At 66.2% G+C, this 23,228-nt stretch carries 22 protein-coding genes; 9 read left to right on the top strand and 13 right to left on the bottom strand.

Features of this window, described 5'->3' with window-relative positions; genetic code table 11:
• Positions 1-44: 44 nt before the first annotated feature.
• From gatB to gatC, 3 genes are read right to left on the bottom strand one after another with little or no spacing between them, the layout of a single operon-like run.
• Positions 45-1,538, bottom strand: a complete 1,494-nt coding sequence (gene gatB, locus B4A39_RS12180; RefSeq protein ID WP_292036792.1) for an Asp-tRNA(Asn)/Glu-tRNA(Gln) amidotransferase subunit GatB — start codon at positions 1,536-1,538, stop codon at positions 45-47.
• A gap of 2 nt (positions 1,539-1,540) precedes the next feature.
• Positions 1,541-3,019 (bottom strand): Asp-tRNA(Asn)/Glu-tRNA(Gln) amidotransferase subunit GatA, encoded by a 1,479-nt coding sequence (gatA, locus tag B4A39_RS12185; protein ID WP_292036794.1) that lies wholly within the window; start codon positions 3,017-3,019, stop codon positions 1,541-1,543.
• Between the two features lie 3 nt (positions 3,020-3,022).
• Entirely contained in the window at positions 3,023-3,310 is a 288-nt protein-coding gene (gatC, locus tag B4A39_RS12190; RefSeq protein WP_292036795.1) for an Asp-tRNA(Asn)/Glu-tRNA(Gln) amidotransferase subunit GatC, read from the bottom strand.
• A 119-nt stretch (positions 3,311-3,429) separates the two neighbouring features.
• Here gatC and ruvX point away from each other — a divergent pair, with 119 nt between their 5' ends.
• The 6 genes from ruvX to topA all read left to right on the top strand — a co-directional run bounded on the left by ruvX (position 3,430) and on the right by topA (position 10,976).
• Positions 3,430-3,894 (top strand): Holliday junction resolvase RuvX, encoded by a 465-nt coding sequence (ruvX, locus tag B4A39_RS12195; RefSeq protein ID WP_292036797.1) that lies wholly within the window; start codon positions 3,430-3,432, stop codon positions 3,892-3,894.
• 40 nt (positions 3,895-3,934) lie between these two features.
• Entirely contained in the window at positions 3,935-4,918 is a 984-nt protein-coding gene (locus B4A39_RS12200; protein WP_292036798.1) for an aspartate carbamoyltransferase catalytic subunit, read from the top strand.
• Positions 4,915-6,213, top strand: coding sequence for a dihydroorotase (gene pyrC / locus B4A39_RS12205; RefSeq protein ID WP_292036799.1), 1,299 nt, complete (start codon positions 4,915-4,917; stop codon positions 6,211-6,213). Before B4A39_RS12200 ends, pyrC begins: the two co-directional genes overlap by 4 nt.
• Before the next feature lie 16 nt (positions 6,214-6,229).
• Positions 6,230-6,865: a glycerol-3-phosphate 1-O-acyltransferase PlsY gene (plsY, locus tag B4A39_RS12210; protein WP_292036800.1), complete on the top strand. Its 636-nt coding sequence runs from the start codon at positions 6,230-6,232 to the stop codon at positions 6,863-6,865.
• A complete protein-coding gene (gene dprA, locus B4A39_RS12215) occupies positions 6,862-7,947 on the top strand; it encodes a DNA-processing protein DprA (protein WP_292036801.1) in 1,086 nt (361 codons plus the stop codon). The genes plsY and dprA overlap by 4 nt, the downstream gene beginning before the upstream one ends.
• 368 nt (positions 7,948-8,315) lie before the next feature.
• Positions 8,316-10,976 carry a type I DNA topoisomerase gene (topA, locus tag B4A39_RS12220; RefSeq protein ID WP_292036802.1) on the top strand — a complete coding sequence of 887 codons (2,661 nt, stop codon included), beginning with the start codon at positions 8,316-8,318 and terminating at the stop codon, positions 10,974-10,976.
• A 44-nt stretch (positions 10,977-11,020) separates the two neighbouring features.
• Here topA and B4A39_RS12225 read toward each other — a convergent pair whose 3' ends face one another.
• Positions 11,021-11,308 (bottom strand): hypothetical protein, encoded by a 288-nt coding sequence (locus B4A39_RS12225; protein ID WP_292036803.1) that lies wholly within the window; start codon positions 11,306-11,308, stop codon positions 11,021-11,023.
• A gap of 284 nt (positions 11,309-11,592) precedes the next feature.
• Between B4A39_RS12225 and B4A39_RS12230 the strand changes: the two genes are divergently transcribed.
• The 3 genes from B4A39_RS12230 (at position 11,593) to B4A39_RS12240 (ending at position 15,154) form a co-directional block, all read left to right on the top strand.
• Positions 11,593-13,170: a DEAD/DEAH box helicase gene (locus tag B4A39_RS12230; RefSeq protein WP_292036804.1), complete on the top strand. Its 1,578-nt coding sequence runs from the start codon at positions 11,593-11,595 to the stop codon at positions 13,168-13,170.
• Between the two features lie 92 nt (positions 13,171-13,262).
• On the top strand, positions 13,263-14,321 hold the full coding sequence (locus tag B4A39_RS12235) for a GGDEF domain-containing protein (protein WP_292036805.1): 1,059 nt from the start codon (positions 13,263-13,265) through the stop codon (positions 14,319-14,321).
• A gap of 41 nt (positions 14,322-14,362) precedes the next feature.
• Entirely contained in the window at positions 14,363-15,154 is a 792-nt protein-coding gene (locus B4A39_RS12240) for a lysophospholipid acyltransferase family protein (protein WP_292036806.1), read from the top strand.
• Between the two features lie 291 nt (positions 15,155-15,445).
• On the opposite strand, the gene B4A39_RS12245 is transcribed toward B4A39_RS12240, so the two are convergent.
• From B4A39_RS12245 to sufB, 9 genes are read right to left on the bottom strand one after another with little or no spacing between them, the layout of a single operon-like run.
• Positions 15,446-16,255 (bottom strand): MetQ/NlpA family ABC transporter substrate-binding protein, encoded by an 810-nt coding sequence (locus B4A39_RS12245; RefSeq protein WP_292036807.1) that lies wholly within the window; start codon positions 16,253-16,255, stop codon positions 15,446-15,448.
• Between the two features lie 19 nt (positions 16,256-16,274).
• Positions 16,275-16,943, bottom strand: coding sequence for a methionine ABC transporter permease (locus B4A39_RS12250; protein WP_292036808.1), 669 nt, complete (start codon positions 16,941-16,943; stop codon positions 16,275-16,277).
• Positions 16,943-17,932 (bottom strand): methionine ABC transporter ATP-binding protein, encoded by a 990-nt coding sequence (locus B4A39_RS12255; RefSeq protein ID WP_292036810.1) that lies wholly within the window; start codon positions 17,930-17,932, stop codon positions 16,943-16,945. The genes B4A39_RS12250 and B4A39_RS12255 overlap by 1 nt, the downstream gene beginning before the upstream one ends.
• Position 17,933: 1 nt before the next feature.
• Complete coding sequence (locus B4A39_RS12260; protein WP_292036812.1) at positions 17,934-18,332, bottom strand: HesB/IscA family protein; 399 nt, start codon at positions 18,330-18,332, stop codon at positions 17,934-17,936.
• Between the two features lie 10 nt (positions 18,333-18,342).
• Entirely contained in the window at positions 18,343-18,744 is a 402-nt protein-coding gene (locus B4A39_RS12265; RefSeq protein WP_292036814.1) for an SUF system Fe-S cluster assembly protein, read from the bottom strand.
• Between the two features lie 5 nt (positions 18,745-18,749).
• Positions 18,750-20,003, bottom strand: coding sequence for an aminotransferase class V-fold PLP-dependent enzyme (locus tag B4A39_RS12270; RefSeq protein ID WP_292036815.1), 1,254 nt, complete (start codon positions 20,001-20,003; stop codon positions 18,750-18,752).
• Positions 19,982-21,004 carry a Fe-S cluster assembly protein SufD gene (gene sufD / locus B4A39_RS12275; RefSeq protein WP_292036817.1) on the bottom strand — a complete coding sequence of 341 codons (1,023 nt, stop codon included), beginning with the start codon at positions 21,002-21,004 and terminating at the stop codon, positions 19,982-19,984. The genes B4A39_RS12270 and sufD overlap by 22 nt, the downstream gene beginning before the upstream one ends.
• Positions 21,001-21,750, bottom strand: a complete 750-nt coding sequence (gene sufC / locus B4A39_RS12280) for a Fe-S cluster assembly ATPase SufC (RefSeq protein ID WP_292036819.1) — start codon at positions 21,748-21,750, stop codon at positions 21,001-21,003. The genes sufD and sufC overlap by 4 nt, the downstream gene beginning before the upstream one ends.
• Before the next feature lie 9 nt (positions 21,751-21,759).
• Positions 21,760-23,226, bottom strand: coding sequence for a Fe-S cluster assembly protein SufB (sufB, locus tag B4A39_RS12285; protein WP_292036821.1), 1,467 nt, complete (start codon positions 23,224-23,226; stop codon positions 21,760-21,762).
• Between the last annotated feature and the right edge of the window lie 2 nt (positions 23,227-23,228).

Here is a 23,228-nt window from a genome sequence, read left to right on the forward strand (position 1 = left end):
TCTCCGGGGCCTTTTTCTATTGGGCCAGGATGGAGGCCTGAGCCTTACAGTCCCAGCTTGGCCTTCAGGATGTCGTTGACGGCGGCTGGGTTGGCCTTGCCGCCCGTCGCCTTCATCACCTGACCGACGAACCAGCCGAGAGCCTGAGGCTTCTCGGCGACCGCCGCCGCCTTGTCCGGGTTGGCGGCGATGATGTCGTCGACCGCCTTCTCGATAGCGCCGGTATCGGTCACCTGCTTCAGGCCGTGCTTCTCGACTACCTCGGCGGGCGAACCCTCGCCGTTCCAGACGTAGTCGAAGACCTCCTTGGCGATCTTGGACGAAATGACGTTGGTCTCGATCAACTCGACCAGTTGCGCGACATGCGCCGCCGGCAGCGGGTTCTCGCCGAAGTCCTTGCCGTCCGCAGCCAGGCGCGCAGAGACCTCGTTGGTCACCCAGTTGGACACCAGCTTGGCGTCGCGTCCTTTCGCAGCGGCCTCGAAGTAGTCGGCCTTGGCCTGTTCCGAGATCAGCACCACGGCGTCGTATTGCGACAGACCGTAGTCAGCCATCAGACGACGGCGCTTCTCGTCCGGCAGTTCCGGCAGATCGGCCTTGATCTCGTCGATCCAGGCCTGTTCGATTTCCAGCGGCAGCAGGTCGGGGTCGGGGAAATAGCGATAGTCCATCGCCTCTTCCTTCGAACGCATCGAGCGCGTTTCGCCCGCCGTCGGATCGTACAGGCGAGTTTCCTGAGTGATCGAACCGCCGTCCTCGAGAATCTCGACCTGGCGGCGCGCCTCGTAGTTGATCGCCTGGCTGATGAAGCGGAAGCTGTTGACGTTCTTGATCTCGCAACGCGTGCCCAGGAAGCCGAAGTCGCCCGTTTCCTTGAACTTGTCGTAGTTGCCGACGCGGCAGACCGAGACGTTGACGTCGGCGCGCAGGTTGCCCTTCTCCATGTCGCCGTCGCAGGTGCCCAGGTAGATCAGGATGGTCCGGATCTTCTTGACGTAGGCGACCGCCTGTTCAGGCGAACGGATGTCGGGACGCGAGACGATCTCCATCAGCGCCGTGCCGGCCCGGTTCAGGTCGACATAGGACTCGGTCGGCGACAGGTCGTGGATGAGCTTGCCCGCGTCCTGCTCCAGGTGCAGGCGCTCGATGCCCACGTTGAAGAAGCTGCCGTCCTCGGCCTCCACCTCGACCACGCCCTCGCCCACGATCGGGTGATACAACTGGCTGATCTGATAGCCGGTCGGCAGATCAGGATAGAAGTAGTTCTTGCGGTCGAACTGGCTCTTCAGATTGATCTGCGCCTTCAGGCCCAGACCCGACTTCACCGCCTGCTCGACACAGTGCCTGTTCAGGGTCGGCAGCATGCCAGGGAATCCGGCGTCGACCAGCGACACCTGCTCGTTCGGACCCGCGCCGAAACCGACAGCAGCGCCCGAGAACAGCTTGGCGTTCGACGCAACTTGGGCGTGGATTTCCAGCCCCATGACGATTTCCCAGTCGCCGGTGCGACCTTTGATCACTGTTTTGTTCTCAGACATGCTCACCACCACTTGGCCGGTTTGGCGACGAAACCGGCGGAGTCTTCCAGTGCGGCCGCGACCTGGAAGACGGTCGCCTCATCAAGGGCCTTGCCGATGACCTGAAGGCCCAGCGGCAGACCATCGCTGCTCAGACCCGCGGGCACCGAGATGCCCGGCAGACCGGCCAGGTTGGTCGTCACCGTGAAGACGTCGTTCAGATACATGGTCAGCGGGTCGATCTGCTTGTCGCCCAGCTTGAACGCCGCCGTCGGGGTCGACGGGGTCAGGATGGCGTCCACCTTGCCCCAGACGTTGTCGAAGTCCTCGGCGATGCGGCGACGCACCTTCAGCGCCTTGACGTAGTAGGCGTCATAGAAGCCGGCCGACAGCACATAGGTGCCGATGGTCAGGCGACGCTGGACCTCCTTGCCGAAGCCCTCGGCCCGCGATGCGGCGTAGAGGTCGTCCAGCGACGAGAAGTCTTCGGCGCGGTGACCGAAGCGCATGCCGTCATAGCGTGCCAGATTCGACGAGGCCTCGGCCGGGGCCACGATATAATAGGCTGGCAGGGCGTACTTGGTGTGCGGCAGGCTGATCTCGACGATCTCACAGCCTGCGGCCTTCAGCCACTCGACGCCCTGTTGCCACAGCGCCTTGATCTCTTCGGACATGCCGTCGATCAGGTATTCCGCCGGCACGCCGATGCGCAGGCCCTTGACCGACTGGCCGACCGACTGGGTCCAGTCCGGCGTCGGGATGTCGAGGCTGGTCGAGTCCTTGGCGTCGAACGAGCACATGGACTTCAGCAGGATGGCGGCGTCGGTCACCGTCTTGGTGATCGGGCCGGCCTGATCCAGCGACGAGGCGAAGGCCACCATGCCGAAGCGGCTGGCGCGTCCATAGGTGGGCTTGATGCCGACCGTGCCGGTGAAGGCGGCGGGCTGGCGGATCGAGCCGCCAGTGTCCGAGGCCGTTGCAGCCAGACACATATCAGACGCCACAGCCGAGGCCGAACCGCCCGACGAACCGCCCGGCGTCAACGCGGCGTTCGACCCGCTGACCCGCCAGGGGTTTTTCACCGGACCAAAGGCCGAGGTCTCGTTGGCCGAGCCCATGGCGAACTCGTCCATGTTGAGCTTGCCCAGCATGACCGCGCCTTCGCGCCACAGATTGGCGGTGACGGTGGACTCATAGGGCGGCACGAAGCCGCGCAGCATGTTGGAGCCTGCGGTTGTCTGCACGCCCTCGGTGCAGAACAGGTCCTTGATGCCCAGCGGCGCGCCTTCCAGGTCGCCGCCCTCGCCCTTGGCCAGTTTGGCGTCAGAAGCGCGCGCCTGTCCCAGCGCCTTGTCCGCGGTCACTTCGATATAGGCGTTCAGGGTAGGATTCGACGCTTCGATGGTCGTCAGGAAGGCGCGCGTCAGTTCTTCCGACGAGAAGGTCTTGGCCTTCAGGCCCTCGATGGCGTCCTTGAGGGTAAGCTTGGTCAGATCGCTCATGACTTAATCCACGACCTTGGGCACGACGAAGAAACCGTCGGCCGACTTCGGAGCGTTCGACAGGACTGCGTCCACCTTGGCGCCGTCGGTGACGACGTCGTCACGCAAACGCAGCGGTTGGGCGACGTTGGAGGTCATCGGCTCGACGCCCTGCACATCGACCTCGTTGAGCTGCTCGATCCAGTTCAGGATGCCGTTCAGCTCCTGGGCCAGCGGCTCCAGGCGGTCCTCGGGGGTCTTGATGCGGGCGAGGTGGGCGACACGCCTCACCGTCGCGGCGTCGATAGCCATGGAAATCTCCGAAAATCATCCAGCCAGGGCGCAAGGGAGTCGCCCAGACTGACTCCTGTCGTGGGTTAACCGCCCTATGCGGCTTCGACAAGCGTCCCGCATTGCAATATGGGGAGCCCGTGCCCGTATTTGACCTGACAGACCTGCCCGCCGCCTGCCCGCCCGACACCGCCTGGCTGGGGCTGGATCTGGGCGAGAACACCATCGGCGTGGCGGTGTCCGACACCAGCCGCATGATCGCCAGTCCGCTGCAGCTGATCCGCAAGACGAAATTCACCCAGGACGCGGAGCAGCTGATCAAGCTGATGAACGGCCGCAACGTCTCGGCTCTGGTCATCGGCCTGCCGCTGAACATGGACGGGACCGAGGGTCCGCGCGCCCAGTCCTGCCGCGCCTTCGCACGCAATCTGGAGCGCATCCGCCCCGTCAATGTCGCGTTCCAGGACGAGCGCCTGTCGACCACGGCGGTCGAACGCTTTCTGATCGACGAGCTGGACCTGACACGCAAGCGTCGCGCCGACGTGGTGGACCGCACCGCCGCCGCCTGGATTCTGCAGGGCGCGCTGGACCGTCTGCGCGCCTGACCTTCCCCTCGTCGAGAGTCGGGCTTATAGCGGCGTCTCGATGACCCATGCCGCTTCCGTCACCGAAACCATCGAGGAACGGCTGCTGCCGTTTCCCCGCGATCACTTCCTCGCCGCTGGCGATCTGAATCCACCCGCTGCCCTGGCGCTGCTGGATCTCGCCGACGCCTTTGTCGATTTCAATCGACAGTCGGCCAAGGGCGTCGATCTGATGCGCGGCCAGACGGTGGTGAACCTGTTCTTCGAGAATTCGACCCGCACCAGTTCGTCGTTCGAGATCGCCGCCAAGCGACTGGGCGCCGACGTGGTGACCATGCCGGTCTCGGCCTCATCGGTCGCCAAGGGCGAGACCCTGATCGACACCGCGGTGACGCTGAACGCGATGAAGCCGGAAATCCTGGTAGTGCGTCATGCCTCGTCGGGTGCCGTGGACCTGCTCTCTCAAAAGGTCGGCTGCGCGGTCGTCAACGCCGGCGACGGTCGCCATGAACACCCGACGCAAGCCCTCCTCGACCTGCTCAGCCTTCGCCGCGCCTTTGGCGACGTCGGCGGTCTGACGATCGCTATCTGCGGCGACATCGCCCACAGCCGCGTGGCCCGCTCCAACGTGGCCCTGTTGTCGATGATGGGCGCGCGGGTGCGCCTGATCGGCCCGCCGACCCTGGTGCCCGGCGACGCCGACCGATGGGGCTGCGAGGTCTTCCACGACATGAAGGAGGGCTTGGCCGGCTGCGACGTGGTCATGATGCTGCGCCTTCAGCTGGAACGCATGACCGGCGCCCTGATCCCCTCGACCCGCGAGTATTTCCGCTTCTGGGGTCTGGACCGCGAGAAGCTGGCCTGGGCCGCGCCCAACGCCAAGGTCATGCACCCTGGCCCGATGAACCGGGGTGTCGAGATCGATTCTGACGTGGCCGACGACCTCGGCGTCTCCCTTATTCAGGACCAGGTCGAGATGGGCGTCGCCGCCCGCATGGCCGTCTTGGCCGCCCTCGCCCACCGCCGCGCCGGAGCCGCCGCATGACCGCCGCTCCGAACACGCTCGCGATTATCAACGCCCGTCTGCTCGATCCCGCCAGCGACTACGACGGCCCCGGCGCTCTCCTGATCAACGACGGGCGCATCGTCGAGGTCGTCCATGGTCAGGCGACTCAGCATCCCGAGGGCGTGACCGTCATCGACGCCCAGAGCCGCTGCCTCGCCCCCGGCCTGATCGATATTCGGGTCAAGACCGGCGAGCCCGGCAATGAACCCAAGGAAACCCTGAAGTCGGCCAGCCTGTCGGCGGCGGCGGGCGGCGTCACCACCATCGTGGTCCAGCCCGACACCGACCCGGCCATCGACGACCCGGCCCTGATCGATCACATCCAGCGGCGCGGCGCGGCGCTCGATCTGGTCAACGTCCGGGCGGCGGGCGCGGCGACGCAAGGCCGAGACGGCCAGCGCATGGCCGAGATCGGCCTGATGCACGAGGCGGGCGCCCTCTATTTCACCGACGGCGACCGGGTCATCGTCAACACGCGCACCCTGCAGCGGGTGATGAGCTACGCCGCCACCTTCAACGCCCTGATCGCCTGCCGTCCGGCCGAGCCCTGGCTGTCGGAAGGCGCGGTCGCGACCTCTGGCGAACTCGCGACCCGTCTGGGCCTGTCCGGCGCCCCCGCCATCGCCGAGCGCATCCAGCTGGAACGCGATCTGGCCCTGGTCGAACAGACCGGTGCCCGCTTCCTGGTCGACCAGATCTCCACCGAAGGCGCTCTTCACACGCTGGCTCGCGCTCGTGCGCGCGGGCTTGAGGTTTCAGCCTCGGTGTCGATCAACCATCTCTGCTTCAACGAGATCGACATCGGCGACTACCGGACCTTCTATCGGCTGGACCCGCCGCTGCGCGCCGAGAGCGACCGCCAGGCCCTGGTCGAAGCCGTCCGCGACGGCCTGATCGACGCCATCACTTCGGCCCACGCCCCTGAACCCGCTGAAAACAAGCGCCGCCCCTTCGCCGAGGCCGAACCCGGCGCCGTGGGTCTGGAGACCCTGCTGCCCGCCGCTCTGATGCTGCATCACGAGCATGGGCTGGACCTGCTCGACGTGCTCCGCCCCCTGACCCAAGGGCCTGCCGGTCTGCTGGGTCTGGAAGCGGGCGTTCTAGCTCAGGGCGCGCCCGCCGATCTCGTCCTGTTCGACGCGGGCGCGCCGATTGTGGTCGACGCGGCCACGCTTCGCTCCAAATCGAAGAATTCGCCCTTTGACGGCCGCCGCCTGCAAGGGAAGGTCTTGCTCACTGTCGTCGGTGGACGCATCGTCCACGACGCACGCTAAACGGGAGCGAATCACTTTGCAGGATCTGGCCGCACCGGCGCTTCTGACGCTCGGGCTTGTCGCGATTGGCGGATACCTGCTCGGTTCGATTCCGTTCGGGGTCGTACTGACCCGCGCCGCAGGCGCCGGGGACGTGCGCAACATCGGCTCCGGCAATATCGGCGCGACCAACGTCCTGCGGACGGGCCGCAAGGATCTGGCCATCGCCACCCTGATCCTCGACGCCGGCAAGGGCGCGGTCGCCCTGCTGATCGCCCGCTATTTGTTCGGTGAAGTCGCAGGCGTGATCGCCGGCGGCGCGGCCTTCTTGGGCCACCTCTTCCCCGTCTGGCTGGGCTTCAAGGGCGGCAAGGGGGTCGCGACCTTCTTTGGCCTGATCCTGGCCGCCTGCTGGCCTCTGGGCCTGATGGCGGCGGCGACCTGGCTGATCGTCGCCTTCACCCTGCGCTATTCCTCGCTGGCGGCTCTGGTCGCCGCGGCGCTGACGCCGCTCTACGCCCTGCTGCCCCTGCCCGCGCTGGGCCTTCCCGCCCCTGCAGCCATCCTGATCCTGGCGATCGTCACCGCAGTCCTGATCTACATCCGCCACCATGAGAACATCGGCCGGCTGCTAAAAGGCGCCGAGCCCAGGATCGGGGCGAAGAAGGCTTGATCCCTCTGTCCGACGCCGAGCGCTTCGCCCGGCTTCGGCTGGCCCGCACCGACCGTGTCGGTCCCGTGGCCTTTTCCCAACTGCTGCAACGCTTCGGCTCGGCTGTGCGCGCAATTGAAGCCCTGCCTGATCTGGTCCGTCGCAGCGGGCGTGACGGCTATGCCCTGCCCGCCATCGAACGGGTTGAGGCCGAGCTGGCGGCGGGCGAGCGCGTAGGCGCGCAACTGATCCTGCTGGGCGACCCCGGCTATCCCGACATGCTGGCCGCTGTCGATCCAGCCCCGCCGCTGCTGTGGACGCGCGGCGATCCGGCGCTGCTGGCCCGTCCCTGCATCGGCGTAGTCGGCGCCCGAATCGCATCGGCCGGTGGCCAACGCATCGCGCGCGGCCTGTCGCAGCAGTTGGGCGAGGCCGGCCATGTGGTCGTATCTGGTCTGGCGCGCGGCATCGACGCAGCGGCGCACCAGGGGGCCCTGCCGACCGGCACCGTCGCGGTTCTCGGCGGCGGCGTGGACGACATCTACCCCTCTGAAAACGCCGACCTCTATCGCCAGATCATCGAACAAGGCTGCGTCGTCTCGGAAAGCCATGTCGGCGCCCGCGCCCAGGCGCGCGACTTCCCCCGTCGCAATCGCATCATCTCGGGTCTTTCGCGCGGGGTGATCGTGGTCGAGGCCGAGATCCGTTCAGGCTCCCTGATCACCGCCCGCCTGGCCAATGAACAGGGCCGCGACGTCTTCGCCGTCCCGGGCTCTCCGCTGGACCCCCGCTCCAAAGGCCCCAACGAGTTGCTCCGCCAGGGCGCCATCCTGTGCGAGGGGCTGGAGGACGTCGAACGCGCCTTCACCACCCTGCGGACCCTTCGCGAGCCGCCGGGCGCCTCCGCGTTCGATGGCGCCCCTGAGGAATTGGATGAGGCGCTGCTTGAACAGGTGGCGGCGCTTCTGTCTCCCACCCCGACGCCGCGCGACGAGTTGGCCCGAGCCTTGGACCTGCCGATAGGCGTCGTGGCCGCCGCTCTGTTGGAACTGAGCCTTGTCGGACGCGCCAGCCTATTGTCCGGCGGCCTGGCCTCCGCCTGAGCGAGTCGTTGGTGTCTCCTGTCGCGCCTGATCTGCGGCCGCTTCCAAAGCCGAAGCCAGGCTCTCGTCACCGTCCCAGCGTGCCATCCTGGCCAGCTCTACAGCCATGGCCGCGACATACTCCCGCACGGGATAGTCGGCCAGGTTCGTCGGCGTCGGCTGGTGGGCCTGCCTTCCAGACTTAAGTTCGTGCCGCCCTGCTGCTTCCGCCACGTTCCAAACCCTCCTCACGCGTTGAACCAGCAAGACACAACTTATAGACGCATCGCAACAACAAAAACTCTCAATACGGGAACCGGTCAATCATGCGATTGACTTCCCTCTCCGCGCCAACCACGTTCGCGCCCCAATTTCCCGAACAGAGCGCCATGAATCTCGTCATCGTCGAGAGCCCCGCCAAGGCCAAGACCATCAATAAGTATCTGGGTTCCGGCTATGAGGTGCTGGCGTCCTACGGCCACATCCGCGACCTGCCGTCGAAGGACGGCTCGGTGCTGCCTGACGACGATTTCGCCATGCATTGGGAGGTCGACGCCAAGGCGTCCAAGCGCCTGTCCGAGATCGCCGAGGCGGCCAAGCGCGCCGACCGCGTCATCCTCGCGACCGACCCCGACCGCGAGGGTGAGGCGATCAGCTGGCACGTTCTGGAAGTCCTGAACAAGAAGAAGGCGCTGAAGGACACCGAGGTCCAGCGCGTCACCTTCAACGCCATCACCAAGGCCGCCGTGCTCGAGGCCATGGCCAATCCGCGCCAGCTGGATATGGAACTGGTCGAGGCCTACCTGGCCCGCCGCGCCCTCGACTATCTGGTGGGCTTCAACCTGTCGCCCGTGCTGTGGCGCAAGCTGCCCGGCGCCCGCTCGGCGGGTCGGGTGCAGTCCGTCGCCCTGCGCATCGTCGTTGATCGCGAGATGGAGATCGAGAAGTTCAAGGCCCAGGAATACTGGTCGGTCGAAGCCGATCTGGTCGCCGACAGCCCGCCCTTCACCACCCGTCTGGTCAAGCACGCGGGCAAGCGCATCCAGCGCCTGGATATCCCGACCGAGGAAATGGCCTTCGCCGCGCGCGACGCGATCCAGGCCGGCGACTTCACCATCAAGTCGGTCGAGAAGAAGCCCGCCAAGCGTTCGCCCGCCCCGCCCTTCACCACCTCGACCTTGCAGCAGGAAGCCTCGCGCAAGCTGGGCTTCACCGCCCAGCGCACCATGCAGGCTGCGCAGAAGCTATATGAGGGCGTCGACGACACTGGCGGCCTGATCACCTACATGCGGACCGACGGCCTGTTCGTCAGCCCCGAGGGCATCGCCCAGGCGCGTGAGGTCATCGCCGATCGTTTCGGTCCCGCCTACGTCCCGGCCGAGCCGCGCTACTACAAGACCAAGGCCAAGAACGCTCAAGAAGCGCACGAGGCCATCCGTCCGACCAATATCGCGCGCCACCCCGAATCCCTGCGTCTCGAAGGCGACCTGCAGCGCCTCTACGAGCTGATCTGGAAGCGCATGGTCGCCTCGCAGATGGAAAGCGCCCGTCTGGACCGCACCACGGTCGAGATCGAGACGCCCGACGGCCAGACCGGCCTGCGCGCCACGGGCCAGGTCGTCGCCTTCGACGGCTTCATCGCCGCCTACGAGGAAGGCCGCGACGAGAAGCAGAAGGGCTCTGAAGACGAAGAGGACGAAGGCGGCCGCCTGCCCGCGCTGAAGGAAGGCGCCAAGGCCAAGGTTGAAGCCGTCCGCACGGACCAGCACTTCACCGAGCCGCCGCCGCGCTTCTCCGAAGCCACCCTGGTCAAGAAACTGGAAGAGCTCGGCATCGGGCGCCCCTCGACCTACGCCTCAATCCTGACCACCCTGCGCGACCGCGAATACGTCCGCATGGACAAGAACCGCTTCTATCCCGAGGACAAGGGACGGCTGGTCACGGCCTTCCTCGAGCAGTTCTTCAGCCGCTGGGTCGAGTATGACTTCACCGCCGCGCTGGAGACCCAGTTGGACGAGGTGTCGGCTGGCGATCTCGACTGGAAAGCGTTGCTGCGCAGCTTCTGGACCGACTTCCACGCCGCCACGCAGGCCGCCGGCGAACTGCGCACCACGGCCATCCTTGACCATCTGAACGATGCCCTGGGCCCGCACATCTTCCCGGACAAGGGTGATGGTTCAGACCCGCGCGAATGCCCGCTCTGCCATCAGGGACAGCTCAGCCTGAAGACCAGCCGCTTCGGCGCCTTCATCGGCTGTTCGCGCTACCCCGACTGCAAATACACCCGCCCCGTGGCCTCGCCTGACGGCGCCGAGGGCGGCGCGGACGGCGGCGACCGCGAACTGGGTGTCGATCCGGCGACCGGCCAGCCGGTGCAACTGAAGATCGGCCGCTTCGGACCCTACGTCGAAACCACCCCGCCGGGCGAAGAGAAGCCCAAGCGCTCATCCCTGCCCAAGGGCTGGAGCCCTGCATCCCTGACGCTGGAACAGGCCCTGCGCCTGCTGGCCCTGCCGCGCGAAGTCGGTCCTCACCCCGAGGACGGCAAGATGATCACGGCGGGTCTGGGCCGCTACGGTCCCTTCGTCCTGCACGCTGGCACCTACGCCAATGTGTCGGACATCGACGAGGTGTTCGAGGTCGGCATTAACCGCGCCGTCGCTCTGCTGGCTGAAAAGCGCGCCGGGCGTCCCGGCCGCGGCTCGGCCACGGCCCCGCTGAAGGAACTGGGCGCGCACCCGGAAGACGAAGCGCCCGTTCAGGTCATGGCCGGTCGTTTCGGTCCCTACGTCAAATGGGGCAAGGTCAACGCCACCCTGCCCAAGGGCATGGCGCCGGAAGATCTGACCCTGGAAGCCGCCCTGCCCCTGCTCGCCGCCAAGGCCGGCGCGGCGCCGAAGAAGAAGGCGGCTGCGGCCAAGAAACCTGCGGCGAAGAAGGCTCCGACCAAGGCCGCTGCCGACAAGAAGCCAGCGGCGGCCAAGAAGCCTGCCGCCAAGAAGCCGGCTGCAAAGAAAGCCGCGCCCAAGAAGGCCGCCGCCGCCGACTGATGGCGATCAATCTCCCGGTCCGCGCCCTGCGGATCGGGAGGCTTTCAGCGCCCGGCGACCAGTTCGTTGCGAACCCGACGGCCCAGCGGATCGCGCCCGGGCCAGCTTTGCCCGACCGACGCTTCCACCAGGGTGGTGCAGAATCGCGACAGCAGCATTCGCGGCCTGATTCCGTTCAGACAGACCCGCTCGCCCTCAATGGCCCAGCGCGCCGTCAATCGTCGGCCGTCCGAGAAGGTCGCCCGATAGCTGCCGTCCCGGTCGAACCAGTGCTTCACCCACGCGCCGTCCGGGTAATGAGAGATGACGGTGTTCCCGAAGGCCGATTCCATCTCCGCCTGGGCCGGAAGCGCCGTCGCGCAACAAGCCGCCAAGGCTAACGCAAGCGTTTTCATACGCATACGACAATCCTTCCCTACCCCGAGGCGAGATTACAGAGCTGTAAGGCTTTGCCAACCACTCGGTTCCGAACGGAAATACTTGACTGAGGCGTAGGGGTTTCCATATACCGCCGCAGGCTCGGGATAGGACTGGCGATGCGCGCCGCCCACTCGCCCACGAGGGGCGGTTCCGTAAGCTGAAGACGTTACGACGTTTCCTCCGTCCTCAAGGTTACATGACAGAATTCACCAAGCTGGGCCTTTCGGCCACGACCCTCAAAGCGGTCGCCGACACGGGCTACACCGAAGCCACCCCCATTCAGGCCTCCGCTATCCCGGTGGCCCTGGCCGGCCGCGACGTCCTGGGCATCGCCCAGACCGGCACCGGCAAGACCGCCGCCTTCACCCTGCCGATGATCGACCGCCTCGGCTCGGGCCGCGCCCGTGCTCGAATGCCGCGCGCCCTGGTGCTGGCCCCCACCCGCGAACTGGCCGACCAGGTCGCCGAGAACTTCGCCAAATACGCCAAAGGCACCAAACTCAGCTGGGCGCTGCTCATTGGCGGCGTGTCCATGGGCGACCAAGTGGCCCTGCTGAACAAGGGCGTCGACGTCCTGATCGCCACGCCGGGCCGCCTGCTGGACCTGTTCGAGCGCGGCAAGATCCTGCTGACCGGCGTCGAGATGATGGTCGTGGACGAAGCCGACCGCATGCTCGACATGGGCTTCATCCCCGACATCGAGCGCATCTTCAAACTGACGCCGCCGCGCCGCCAGACCCTGTTCTTCTCGGCCACCATGCCGCCCGAGATCACGCGCCTGACCACGCAGTTCCTCAAGGATCCGACCCGGATCGAGGCTTCGCGTCCGGCCATGACCGCCGACACCATCACCCAGTATCTGGTCCGCATTCCGACCAGCGATCCGAAGGCCAAGCGCACGGCCCTGCGCGCCCTGATCGAGCGCTCGGACGTCAAGAACGGCATCGTCTTCTGCAACCGCAAGTCTGAAGTCGATATCGTCGCCAAGTCGCTGAAGACCCACGGTTTCGACGCCGCGCCGATCCACGGCGATCTGGATCAGTCCCTGCGGATGAAGACCCTGGCCGACTTCCGCGGAGGCGATCTGAAGATTCTGGTCGCCTCGGACGTCGCCGCGCGCGGTCTCGACATCCCTGACGTCAGCCACGTCTTCAACTACGACGTCTCGCACCACGCCGACGACTATGTGCACCGCATCGGCCGCACCGGTCGCGCCGGTCGCAAGGGCGAAGCCTACATGATCGTCACCCCGTCCGACGACAAGTCGCTGGATAAGGTGCTGAAGCTGATCAAGATGGAGCCGCAGGAGCTGACGCTGGAAGGCATCGACTTCGCCTCCATCAAGGATCGCCCGCGCAGCGACGACGGCAAGGGACGCGGCCGGGGCCGCAGCGACCGTCCCCGCCCCATCCCCAAGAGCGACAACGTCGCCTCGATGGAGCCCATCACGGCGCCGCTCCCGAAGGTCGAAAAGGTCGATGAGGCCCGGGAAGAGGCTCCGCGTCGCGCGCGCAGCCGTCGCTCGACCAAGCCGGAATCCGCCGTCGAGACGGTGGTCGAAACCGCTGTCGTCACGACGCCGGAGCCCGTCGCCGAGGTCGTGACCCCGCCGGCCCGGCCCGCCCGTCAAGGTCGCGACCGCAACCGTGACCAGGCGCCGCGCGAGGCCCGCAAGTCCGAGTCCTCGAAAGACCAGCCCCTGCGCGCCGCCAGCGGCGGGTTCGGCGACGACATTCCGGCCTTCCTGCGTCGTCCGGTCGTATTTCAGGACTAGAAGCTGAGGCTTTCGGGTCGCCAGCTTAACTGCTCATTACGGATCGGCGTTCTAGTGTCGCCCAACTAAGAAGTAGGGGCGCGAGAATCAGAATGACGGCGCAGGTCGAGACCTCCCTTCGGGGACCGGAGGCGTATGCCTTGGCGCATCGCGTCGTCGACGCCATGCAGCAGGCCTCGGTATGGCCGACCCCGCTGAATTTCGAACTGTGGGTTCACTACGTCAGCGATCCTGAGGGCGCCTTGGGCCGAGAGTTGCATCGCCTGCTCTCCGGCGACACGCCTTTCACCGACGCGACGGCGGAAATGCTGGCGGCGGAGTTCCTGCCGCGCGGACGCCTGTCTGAGGAAATCCGTGACGTCGGCGCCGTGTTGAATCGCGAACTCGCCGCCGTGGCCGAGGCCATTGATAACGCGCGCAAGACCCAGACCGCCTATGGTGAAACGCTCAGCAACGCCTCGGCGAAGATGCAGGACGCCGACGGCCCGACCGACCTGACCGCCATCGTCAGCACCCTGTCCAGCGCCACGCGCAAGGTCCAGCGTCACACCTCGGCGCTTGAAAAGCGCCTGGAGTCATCGAACCGCGAGGTCGTCCGCCTCCGTGAACACCTTGAGCAGGTGCGCCGCGACGCCATGACGGACGCCTTGACCAATCTGGCCAACCGCAAGACCTTCGACGAGCAACTGGCCCGTCTCTGCGAGGAAGCCGAAAACGAAGCCAAGTGTCTGACCCTGGCCATCGTCGATATCGACCACTTCAAGCGCTTCAACGACACCTGGGGCCATCAGACCGGCGATCAGGTCTTGCGTTACGTGGCCAGCGTTCTGGGCCGGATCGCCCGCAATCCGCGCGTCGCGGCCCGCTATGGCGGCGAGGAATTCGCGGTCATCTTCCCCGGCGAGACGCCCGGCACGGTCGAGGCGGCGCTGAACGCCATCCGCGAGGAGATCGGCTCGCGCTCCCTGCGTCGCCGCTCGACCAATGACGACCTCGGCGCCGTGACCATTTCCGTGGGCTTCGCTGAACGTCGCGCCGGCGAAACCGCGCTGAGCGTTCTGGAGCGCGCTGACGAGGCCCTCTACGCGTCCAAGCGCGGCGGCCGGAACTGCGTCACCAACGCCGAACTCATGACACAGGCAGCCGCCTAGGCTCTTGCGTGATCGCCCCCCGCCTGTGCCATAACAGGGGGATGAGAAGCTTCGCTTTCAACGTCGCCTACTGGGTTCTGTCGATCGTCTATTGCCTGGCGGCCGCCTTCGCCGCTCTGGCGCCCGGACGACGCGCGACCAGTTGGATCATTCGCCGTTATGTGCGCCGCATGGTGCAGGCCATGGCCCTGTTCGCCGGCATCCGCCTTCAGGTTCGCGGCCGGGAGCGCTTGCCGCAAGGAGCCTTCATCGTCGCCTCCAAACATCAGAGCTGGGGCGACGGCTTCGCCACCTATGACCAGTTCGACGACCTGGCCTTCGTCACCGGCGACCACCTCGAAAAGTTCCCGCTGCTGGGCACTGTGCTGAGAAAGCTCGGCGCCATCGTCGTCAACAGCTGCGGCGGCCATACGGCCCGCGCGGCGCTCAAGGAACGCGCCGCCGACGCCCACAAGGAAGGCCGCAAGATCCTGATCTATCCCGAAGGCCATCTGGCCAGGGTCGGCGAAAAGTTCCGCTATCGCTCCGGCGTCTGGCACATGTACCGCGACTTCGACATGCCGGTGGTGCCTCTGGCGACCAACCTCGGCCTGTTCTGGCCGCAGGAGGCGTCGCGCAAGACGCCCGGGACCGCCACGCTGGAGTTTCTCGAACCCATCCCGACCGGCTTGTCGAAGGAGGAATTCCTGGCCCGTCTGGAAACCGCCATCGAAGGCAAGACCGCCGAACTGATCGCCGAGGCCACCGGCCATGCGATCACCCCGGCAGTTCAGGTCCCGACGCCGAGCGAAATGGCCAGAATGGACGCACCACAGCAAGCCACCGCAGCTTGAGATAATTACTGAGGCTGCAGTCGGGCCATAAGCCTCTTCAGGAGCGCGCCTGCCAGCGCGCCCATCAAGCCGCAGACTGCTGCTGCGCTCAGGGCGGCGACGATCCACCATTGACCGCTTCAGTCCGTCTCGGAACTGACCAGCGCATCTCGCAACACCACAAGCGGACCAACAGCGGCTCCGACAGTCGCGGACAGCAGAATGATGTTGCGTTTCATAGACAGCACGACGCGTTCTCCTGAATGGAGATCAAAGCATATCGAAAAAACGTCGTTAGGGTAGAGCCGCTTATCAAGCCGCCGGGATCACCGCGCCGTCGTACTTCTTGGCGATGAAGTCCTTGACCGCCTGGCTGCGCAGAGCGGTGGCCAGCGCCTGCACGCGGGGGTCGTTCTGATTGTCGGGGCGCGCCACCAGATAGTTCACGTAGGGGCTGTCGGCGCCTTCCAGCGACAGGGCGTCAGTCTTTGGCTTCAGGCCGGCGTCCAGAGCATAGTTGGTGTTGATCACCGCCGCATCGACCTGGGGCAGGATGCGCGGAATGGTGGCGGCCTCGACCTCCTGGAACTTCAGCCCCCGGGGATTGGTCGCCACGTCGCGCACGGTCTGCAGCGGATTGGTCGGATCGCGCAGAGTGATCAGGCCCGCGCCCTGCAACAGCAGCAGCGCACGTCCGGTGTTCGACGCATCGTTCGGCAGCACAACCTGCGCGCCGTTCGGGATCGCCGCCAGGGTCGTGTGCTTCTTGGAATAGACGCCCAGCGGCTCGACGTGAACGCCGGCCACCGTAACCAGGTCAGCGCCGCGCGCGATGTTGAACTCATCCAGATAGGGCTTGGTCTGGAAGTAGTTCACGTCCAGCCGCTTTTCAGATAGTTGCACGTTCGGCTGAACGTAGTCGTTGAAGACCTTGATCTCGATCGGCACGCCCTCGGCGGCCAGAATCGGCTTCACCACCTCGAGGATTTCGGCGTGCGGCACGGCGGTCGCGCCGACCAGCAGAGGCGCGCCCTCGGCGCCCGCCTTCTTGTCCGCGCCCTGCCCGCAGGCGGCGAGCGTCAGGACAGCGACGGCGGACAGCAGCAGCGAACGGCGGATCATGGGGCAGGCTTTCGAAAAATCAGCGGTGCGAAACCTTAGCGACCAGACGGTCGCCAATCATCTGCAGAATTTGTACGAGGACCAGCAGCAGAACTACGGTCACCACCATGACGTCGGTCTGGAAGCGCTGATAGCCGAAGCGTACGGCCAGGTCGCCCAGACCGCCCGCCCCTACGACGCCCGCCATGGCGGTGTAGCTGACCAGGGCGATGGCCGTGACCGTGGCCCCGGCGATGATGCCCGGCATGGCCTCGGGCAAGAGGGCCCGCGTGACGATCTGGAAGGTCGAGCCGCCCATGGCCTGGGTCGCCTCGACCACGCCCTTGTCCACTTCGCGCAGAGCCGTCTCGACCAGACGCGCATAAAAGGGCGCGGCCCCGACGACCAGCGGCGGAATGGCCCCGGCCACGCCCAGCGAGGTGCCGACCAGCAGCACCGTCACCGGCAGCATGACGATCAGCAGGATGATGAAGGGCACCGAGCGCAGAACGTTGACGATCAGCGACAGCACGGCGTTCAGCACCGGATTGGCCGCCAGCCGTCCCTTGCCCGACAAATAGAGCAGCACGCCCAGCGGCACGCCCAGGATGACGGTCAGCACCAGCGACCCGCCCAGCATCAGCAGGGTGTCCACGGTGGCGCGGCCGATCTCGGCCCAATCAATGTTCTTGGCTACGTTCTCGAACATCAGGCCGCCTCTACCGTCACGCCGCGCGCGGTCAGTTGCGCCACGGCCGCGTCGGCGTCGCCGCCGGTGAAGGCCACGACCAGCTGGCCATAGGGCTCGCCCCGGATTCGGCTGATGCGTCCCGACAGGATCGAATAGTCCACGCCCACCGTCCGCGCGACGCGGCTCAGTTCCGGCTCATAGGTCGAACCGCCGCGGAAGGTCAGTTTGACCAGCCGTGCGCCGGCGGGCACGACCGAGGCGTCGAACGCCTCCTCGCCCTCGGCCAGCATGGCGCGGGTCACGGCGTGCTGCGGATGCAGGAAGACGTCCGCCGTCGCGCCCTGCTCCACGATCTTGCCGTCCTTCAGCACCGCCACCCGATCGCAGACGCGGCGCACCACCTCCATCTGGTGAGTGATCAGGACAATGGTCAGCCCCAGATCGCGGTTCAGCCCGTCCAGCAGCGTCAGAATGTCCTCGGTCGTTTCCGGGTCGAGGGCGCTGGTCGCCTCGTCGCACAGCAGGACGCTGGGACCGCAGGCCAGGGCGCGGGCGATGCCGACGCGCTGTTTCTGGCCGCCGGACAACTGGACAGGGTGCTTCTTCGCGTGCTCCGTCAGCCCCAGTTGAGCCAACAGTTCCGCCGTCCGCGCCTTCACCTCGGCTTCAGGCCGTCCTTCCAGTCGCAGGGGGAAGGCGACATTGTCCTCAATGGTCTTGGCGTTCAGCAGGTTGAAATGCTGGAAGATCATGCCGATCCGGCGGCGCGCGGCCCGCAGCTCGGCGGCCTTCAGCGCCGTGATCTCCTGGTCGTCGACGAAGATGCGGCCCGCGTCAGGGGTCTCCAGGCGATTGATGGCGCGGATCAGGGTCGACTTGCCGGCGCCCGACCGCCCGACCACGCCGAACACCTCGCCGCGCCCGATGGTCAGATCGACGGCGTCCAGCGCCGTGCGCTCGCCCGCCGCGCTGCGATAGCGCCGGGTCACGCCTTCCAGTCGGATCATTCTAGTCGGCGTCCAGGGCGGCGGCGGGGATAATGGTCACGCTCTCGCCGCAGCCGCAAGCGTCGGTCTCGTTCGGATTGCGGAAGACGAATTTGGACGCCAGCTTCGTCGTCTCATAGTCGATTTCGGACCCGATCAGAAACAGCACGGCCTTGGGCTCGATCAGGATGGTGACGCCCCTGTCCTCGACCACCTCGTCCAGCGGCTCGATCTGCTCGGCATAGGCGAAGGTGTATTCCTGCCCGGCGCAGCCGCCGTTCTTCACGCCCACCCGCAGGCCGACGTAGTCCTTTTCGGCATTGGCCATGATCTCGCGCACGCGCTCGGCGGCGGCCTCGGTCAGGGTGACGGCCTTGGGGCGTGGTCGGCGGGGTCGTGTGGCGGTCTGAAGCTCGGTCATCGCTACGTCCTCAGAACATATTCAGGGCCAGCTTGGCCTCGTCGCTCATCTTGGACGAGTCCCACGGCGGATCGAACACCAGGTTGGCCCGCGCGGACTTCACGCCCTCGACCGTCATAACCGCCGCCTCGACCCAGCCCGGCATTTCGCCGGCCACAGGGCAACCGGGCGCCGTCAGCGTCATCTCGACCAAGACGTCGCGGTCGTCGGACACGTCCACCTTGTAGATCAGCCCCAGCTCATAGATGTCGACCGGGATTTCCGGGTCGTAGACGGTCTTCAGCGCCGCGATCAGGTCGTCGGTCAGCCTGTCCAACTCGGCCTGCGACAGGGCGCTTTTCTGCGGCTCGTCCCAGCTGGCGGCGAAGGCGTCGCTGTCGCTGATGGCGGTTTCGGTCTTGGCGTCGTCCATACTCGTCACACGAAGAAGTTCCGCGCCTTGATCAGCGCATCCACGAAGGCGTCTGTATCCTCCACGGTGTTATATAGGGCGAAGGAGGCGCGCGTGCTCGATGTCACGCCCAGTCTTTTCGCCAGCGGTTCGGCGCAGTGCAGACCGGCCCGCACGGCGACGCCGTAACGGTCCATGATCTGGGCCACGTCATGGGCGTGCGCGCCCTCGACCGAGAAGGTCAGCAGCGCGCCCTTCCCTTCGGCCTCGCCCAGCACCCGCAGCCAGCCAGCGTCGGCCAGCCGTGCACTAGCGTGGGCATAAAGCGCCATCTCATGCGCGGCCACGGCCTGGCGATCAAAGCCCGACAACCATTCCAGCGCCGCGCCCAGACCAATGGCCTCCAGGATCGGCGGCGTGCCGGCCTCGAAGCGATGCGGTGGTTTGGCGTAGGTAATTCGGTCCTTCTCGACCGTCTGAATCATCTCACCCCCGCCCTGATAGGGCGGCAGGCTCTCCAGAGCCTCGGTCGTGCCATACAGGGCGCCGACACCGGTCGGGCCATACAGCTTGTGGCCGGTGATGACATACCAGTCGCAGCCGACCGCCTGAATGTCCGGCGTGGCGTGAACCGCGCCCTGGCAGCCGTCGATCAGCACCCGAGCCCCGGCGGCGTGGGCCAGACGGGTGATCTCGGCGATCGGATTGATGGTGCCCAGGACGTTGGACATATGGGTGACGGCGACGACCTTGGTCCTTGGCCCCAGCAGTTCGGCATAGGCCGCCATGTCCAGCGAGCCGTCGTCCCTGATCGGCGCCCATTTCAGCACCGCGCCATTGCGCTCGCGCAGCAGGTGCCACGGGACGATGTTGGAGTGGTGCTCCATCTCGCTGACGATGATCTCGTCGCCGGGCTCGATGGTCAGGCCGATCCCGTTGGCGACCAGATTGATCGCCTCGGTCCCTCCCTTGGTCCAGACGATGTTCTCGGCCGAGGGCGCGTTCAGGAAGCGGGCGACGATCTCGCGCGCCGCCTCGAACGCCTCGGTCGCCTCGTTCGACAGGGTGTGCAGGCCGCGGTGAACATTGGCGTAACTGCCCTCCATCGACGCCACCAGGGCGTCGATCACCGCGCGCGGCTTCTGCGCCGATGCGGCGTTGTCCAGATAGACCAGCGGCTTGCCGTTCACCTGTCGCGACAGGATCGGGAACTGCGCCCGCGCGGCGTAGGGATCGAAGGTCTTCACGGGCCCGCTTTTCAGAGTCTGGCCGTCAGCCATGCGCGCACCACCTCCCTCGCCGCCTCGTCATCGATCCGGTCGATGACCTCGAACAGGAAGGCCTGGACCAGCAGGGCGCGGGCCTCGTCCGCCGGAATGCCGCGCTGCTGCATGTAGAAGAGCGCGCGCTCGTCCAGTGTCCCCACCGTATTGCCGTGCGCGCACTGCACGTCGTCGGCATAGATGATCAGTTCCGGCTTGGCGTCGATCTCGCCACGCTCGGACGCGATCAGGGCGTTGTGGGCCATGCGGGCGTCGGTGCCGTCGGCCCCGCGCTCGACGATGATCTTGCCCTGAAACACGCCGCGCGCCGTATCGTGAACGACGCCTTTGGTCAGTTGGCTGGTGGCGCCGTCGGCGGCCAGGTGATCGACCACGGTCGTCAGGTCGGCGTGGCGCGAACCCTTCAACAGATAGAGGCCGTCCAGACGCGCGTCGGCGCCCTCGGCCCCATGGCTCAGCTGCGTCTCGATGCGCTGCAGCTTGGCGCCGGTCGTGACGACGGTCTGGCGATAGCGACCGCCGGCGTCCAGCCGCACCTCGGCGTTCGTCACCGAGATGGCGTCCTCGGGCTCTTCGATCAGGACGACGCGCGTGACCTCGGCGTCGCGGGCCACGTCGATCTCGACCTTGTTGTGGGCCACATAGGCCGAGCCCTTGCCCTCGTGCGTCTCCAGCAGCAGCAACCGCGCGCCGGGACGCGCGACGATCCGCGCCGCCGCCGTGTGGCCGGTGCCGACCGCATCCGACAGGAAGCGAAGACGCAGGGTCTGCACGCCCGAGGCGATGAAGTCGGTCACCCCGACCGCACGGCCGTTGGCGAAGACGATCGCCTCTCCGCCCAGGTCGTAGAACGGCCCGGGAGCCCCGACCAGCGCCGTGCCGGACGGTTCAGGCGCTTCGCGAAGCCAGCGCTTCAGATCGCTGTATTTCCACGCTTCCGAGCGCCGCGATGGAAAGGTCTCGGCGTTCGTCAGATCGATTTGCGGCGCCGCGCTCATGCCGCAGCCGGCAGGAACTTGTCGTACCCTTCCGCCTCCAGCTCCAGCGCCAGTTCGGGCCCGCCCGAGGCGACGATGCGGCCGGCGGCCAGGACGTGCACCTTGTCCGGTTTGATGTAGTCCAGCAGGCGCTGATAGTGGGTGATGACCAGCATGGACCGGTCCGCACGGCGCAGGGCGTTCACCCCCTCCGACACGATACGCAGAGCGTCGATGTCGAGGCCGGAGTCCGTCTCGTCTAGGATCAGCAGCGACGGCTCCAGCAGGGCCATCTGCAGGATTTCCATCCGCTTCTTCTCGCCGCCGGAGAAGCCGACGTTCAGCGGCCGCTTCAGCATGTCGAAGTCCATCTTCAGCGCCTGCGACGCCGCCTTGACCTGCTTCAGGAAGGCGGGAGCCGAGACCTCTTCCTCGCCGCGCGCGCGCTTCTGGGCGTTCAGCGCCGTGCGGATGAAGGTCATGGCCGGCACGCCGGGGATCTCCATCGGATACTGGAAGGACAGGAAGACGCCCTTGGCCGCGCGCTCGGCCGGGTCCAGTTCCAGCAGGTCCTGACCGTTCCACGAGGCGGAACCGTCCGTGACCTCATAGCCGGGACGGCCCGACAGGCTGTAGCCCAGCGTCGACTTCCCGGCCCCGTTCGGCCCCATGACGGCATGGACTTCGCCCGCCGGCACTTCGAGCGTCAGGCCCTTGAGGATCGGCTTGTCAGCGACCGAGACGTGGAGATTGTTGATCTTCAGCATTGTTCTTCTTTACCCGACCGAGCCTTCAAGGCTGATCGCCACTAGTTTTTGCGCCTCGACGGCGAACTCCATCGGCAGCTTCTGCATGACGTCGCGAACGAAGCCGTTGACCAGCAGGGCCACCGCCTCCTCCTCCGACAGGCCGCGCTGCTGGGCGTAAAAGAGCTGGTCTTCCGACAGGCGGGTCGTCGTCGCCTCATGCTCCAGCTGGGCCGAGCCGTTGCGGGCCTCGATATAGGGGATGGTGTGCGAGCCGCACTCCTTGCCGATCAGCAGGCTGTCGCACTGGGTGAAGTTGCGCACGCCGGTCGCCTTGGGGTGCACCGAGACCAGGCCGCGATAGGTCGAGTCCGACTTGCCCGCAGACACCGCCTTGGCGATGATCCGCGACTTCGAGTTCTTGCCCAGGTGGATCATCTTGGTGCCGGTGTCGGCCTGCTGATGCCCGTTGGTGATGGCGATGGAGTAGAACTCGCCCGAGCTCTCTTCGCCCTTCAGGATGCAGGACGGGTATTTCCAGGTCACGGCCGAGCCGGTCTCGACCTGGGTCCAGCTGACCTTGGAGCGGTCGCCGCGGCAGTCGGCGCGCTTGGTGACGAAGTTGTAGATGCCGCCCTTGCCCTCGGCGTCACCGGGGTACCAGTTCTGAACCGTCGAGTATTTCACCTCGGCGTCGTCCAGGGCCACGATCTCCACGACCGCCGCGTGCAGCTGGTTCTCGTCGCGCATCGGCGCGGTGCAGCCTTCCAGATAGGAAACGTAGCTGCCCTTGTCGGCGATGATCAGGGTGCGTTCGAACTGGCCGGTCTGGCTCGCGTTGATGCGGAAATAGGTCGACAGCTCCATCGGGCACTTCACGCCCGGCGGGATGTAGACGAAGGACCCATCCGAAAAGACCGCGCTGTTCAGCGCCGCGAAGTAGTTGTCCGACACCGGCACGACCGAGCCGAGGTATTGCCGCACCAGATCAGGATATTCGCGCAAGGCCTCGGAAATCGGCATGAAAATCACGCCAACCTTGGCCAACTCCTCCTTGAAGGTGGTCACAACCGAAACGCTGTCGAACACGGCGTCCACGGCCACCTTGGGCGCACCCTGCACGCCCGCCAGGACCTCCTGCTCCTTCAGCGGGATGCCCAGCTTCTTGTAGACCTCCAGAATCTCGGGATCGACCTCGTCGAGCGACTTCGGCCCCTCCTTCTGTTTCGGCGCGGCGTAGTAGTAGAGGTCCTGATAGTCCACGGGTTCGTATTTCACCGCCGCCCAGGTCGGCTCCTCCATCGCAAGCCAGCGCTCGTAGGCGGCCAGGCGCCATTCCAGCATCCACTCCGGCTCGCCCTTCTTTTCGGAGATGAAGCGGACGATGTCGGCGCTCAGGCCCTTGGGAGCGAACTCCTGCTCGATGTCCGAGGTGAAGCCGTGCGCATACTTCTCCAGCGCGGCGACAGCTTCGACGGTTTCCTTAACAGCAGCCATGA

This window comes from Brevundimonas sp. UBA4553, from assembly GCF_002387245.1.
In the GTDB taxonomy this organism is placed as follows: Bacteria; Pseudomonadota; Alphaproteobacteria; order Caulobacterales; family Caulobacteraceae; genus Brevundimonas.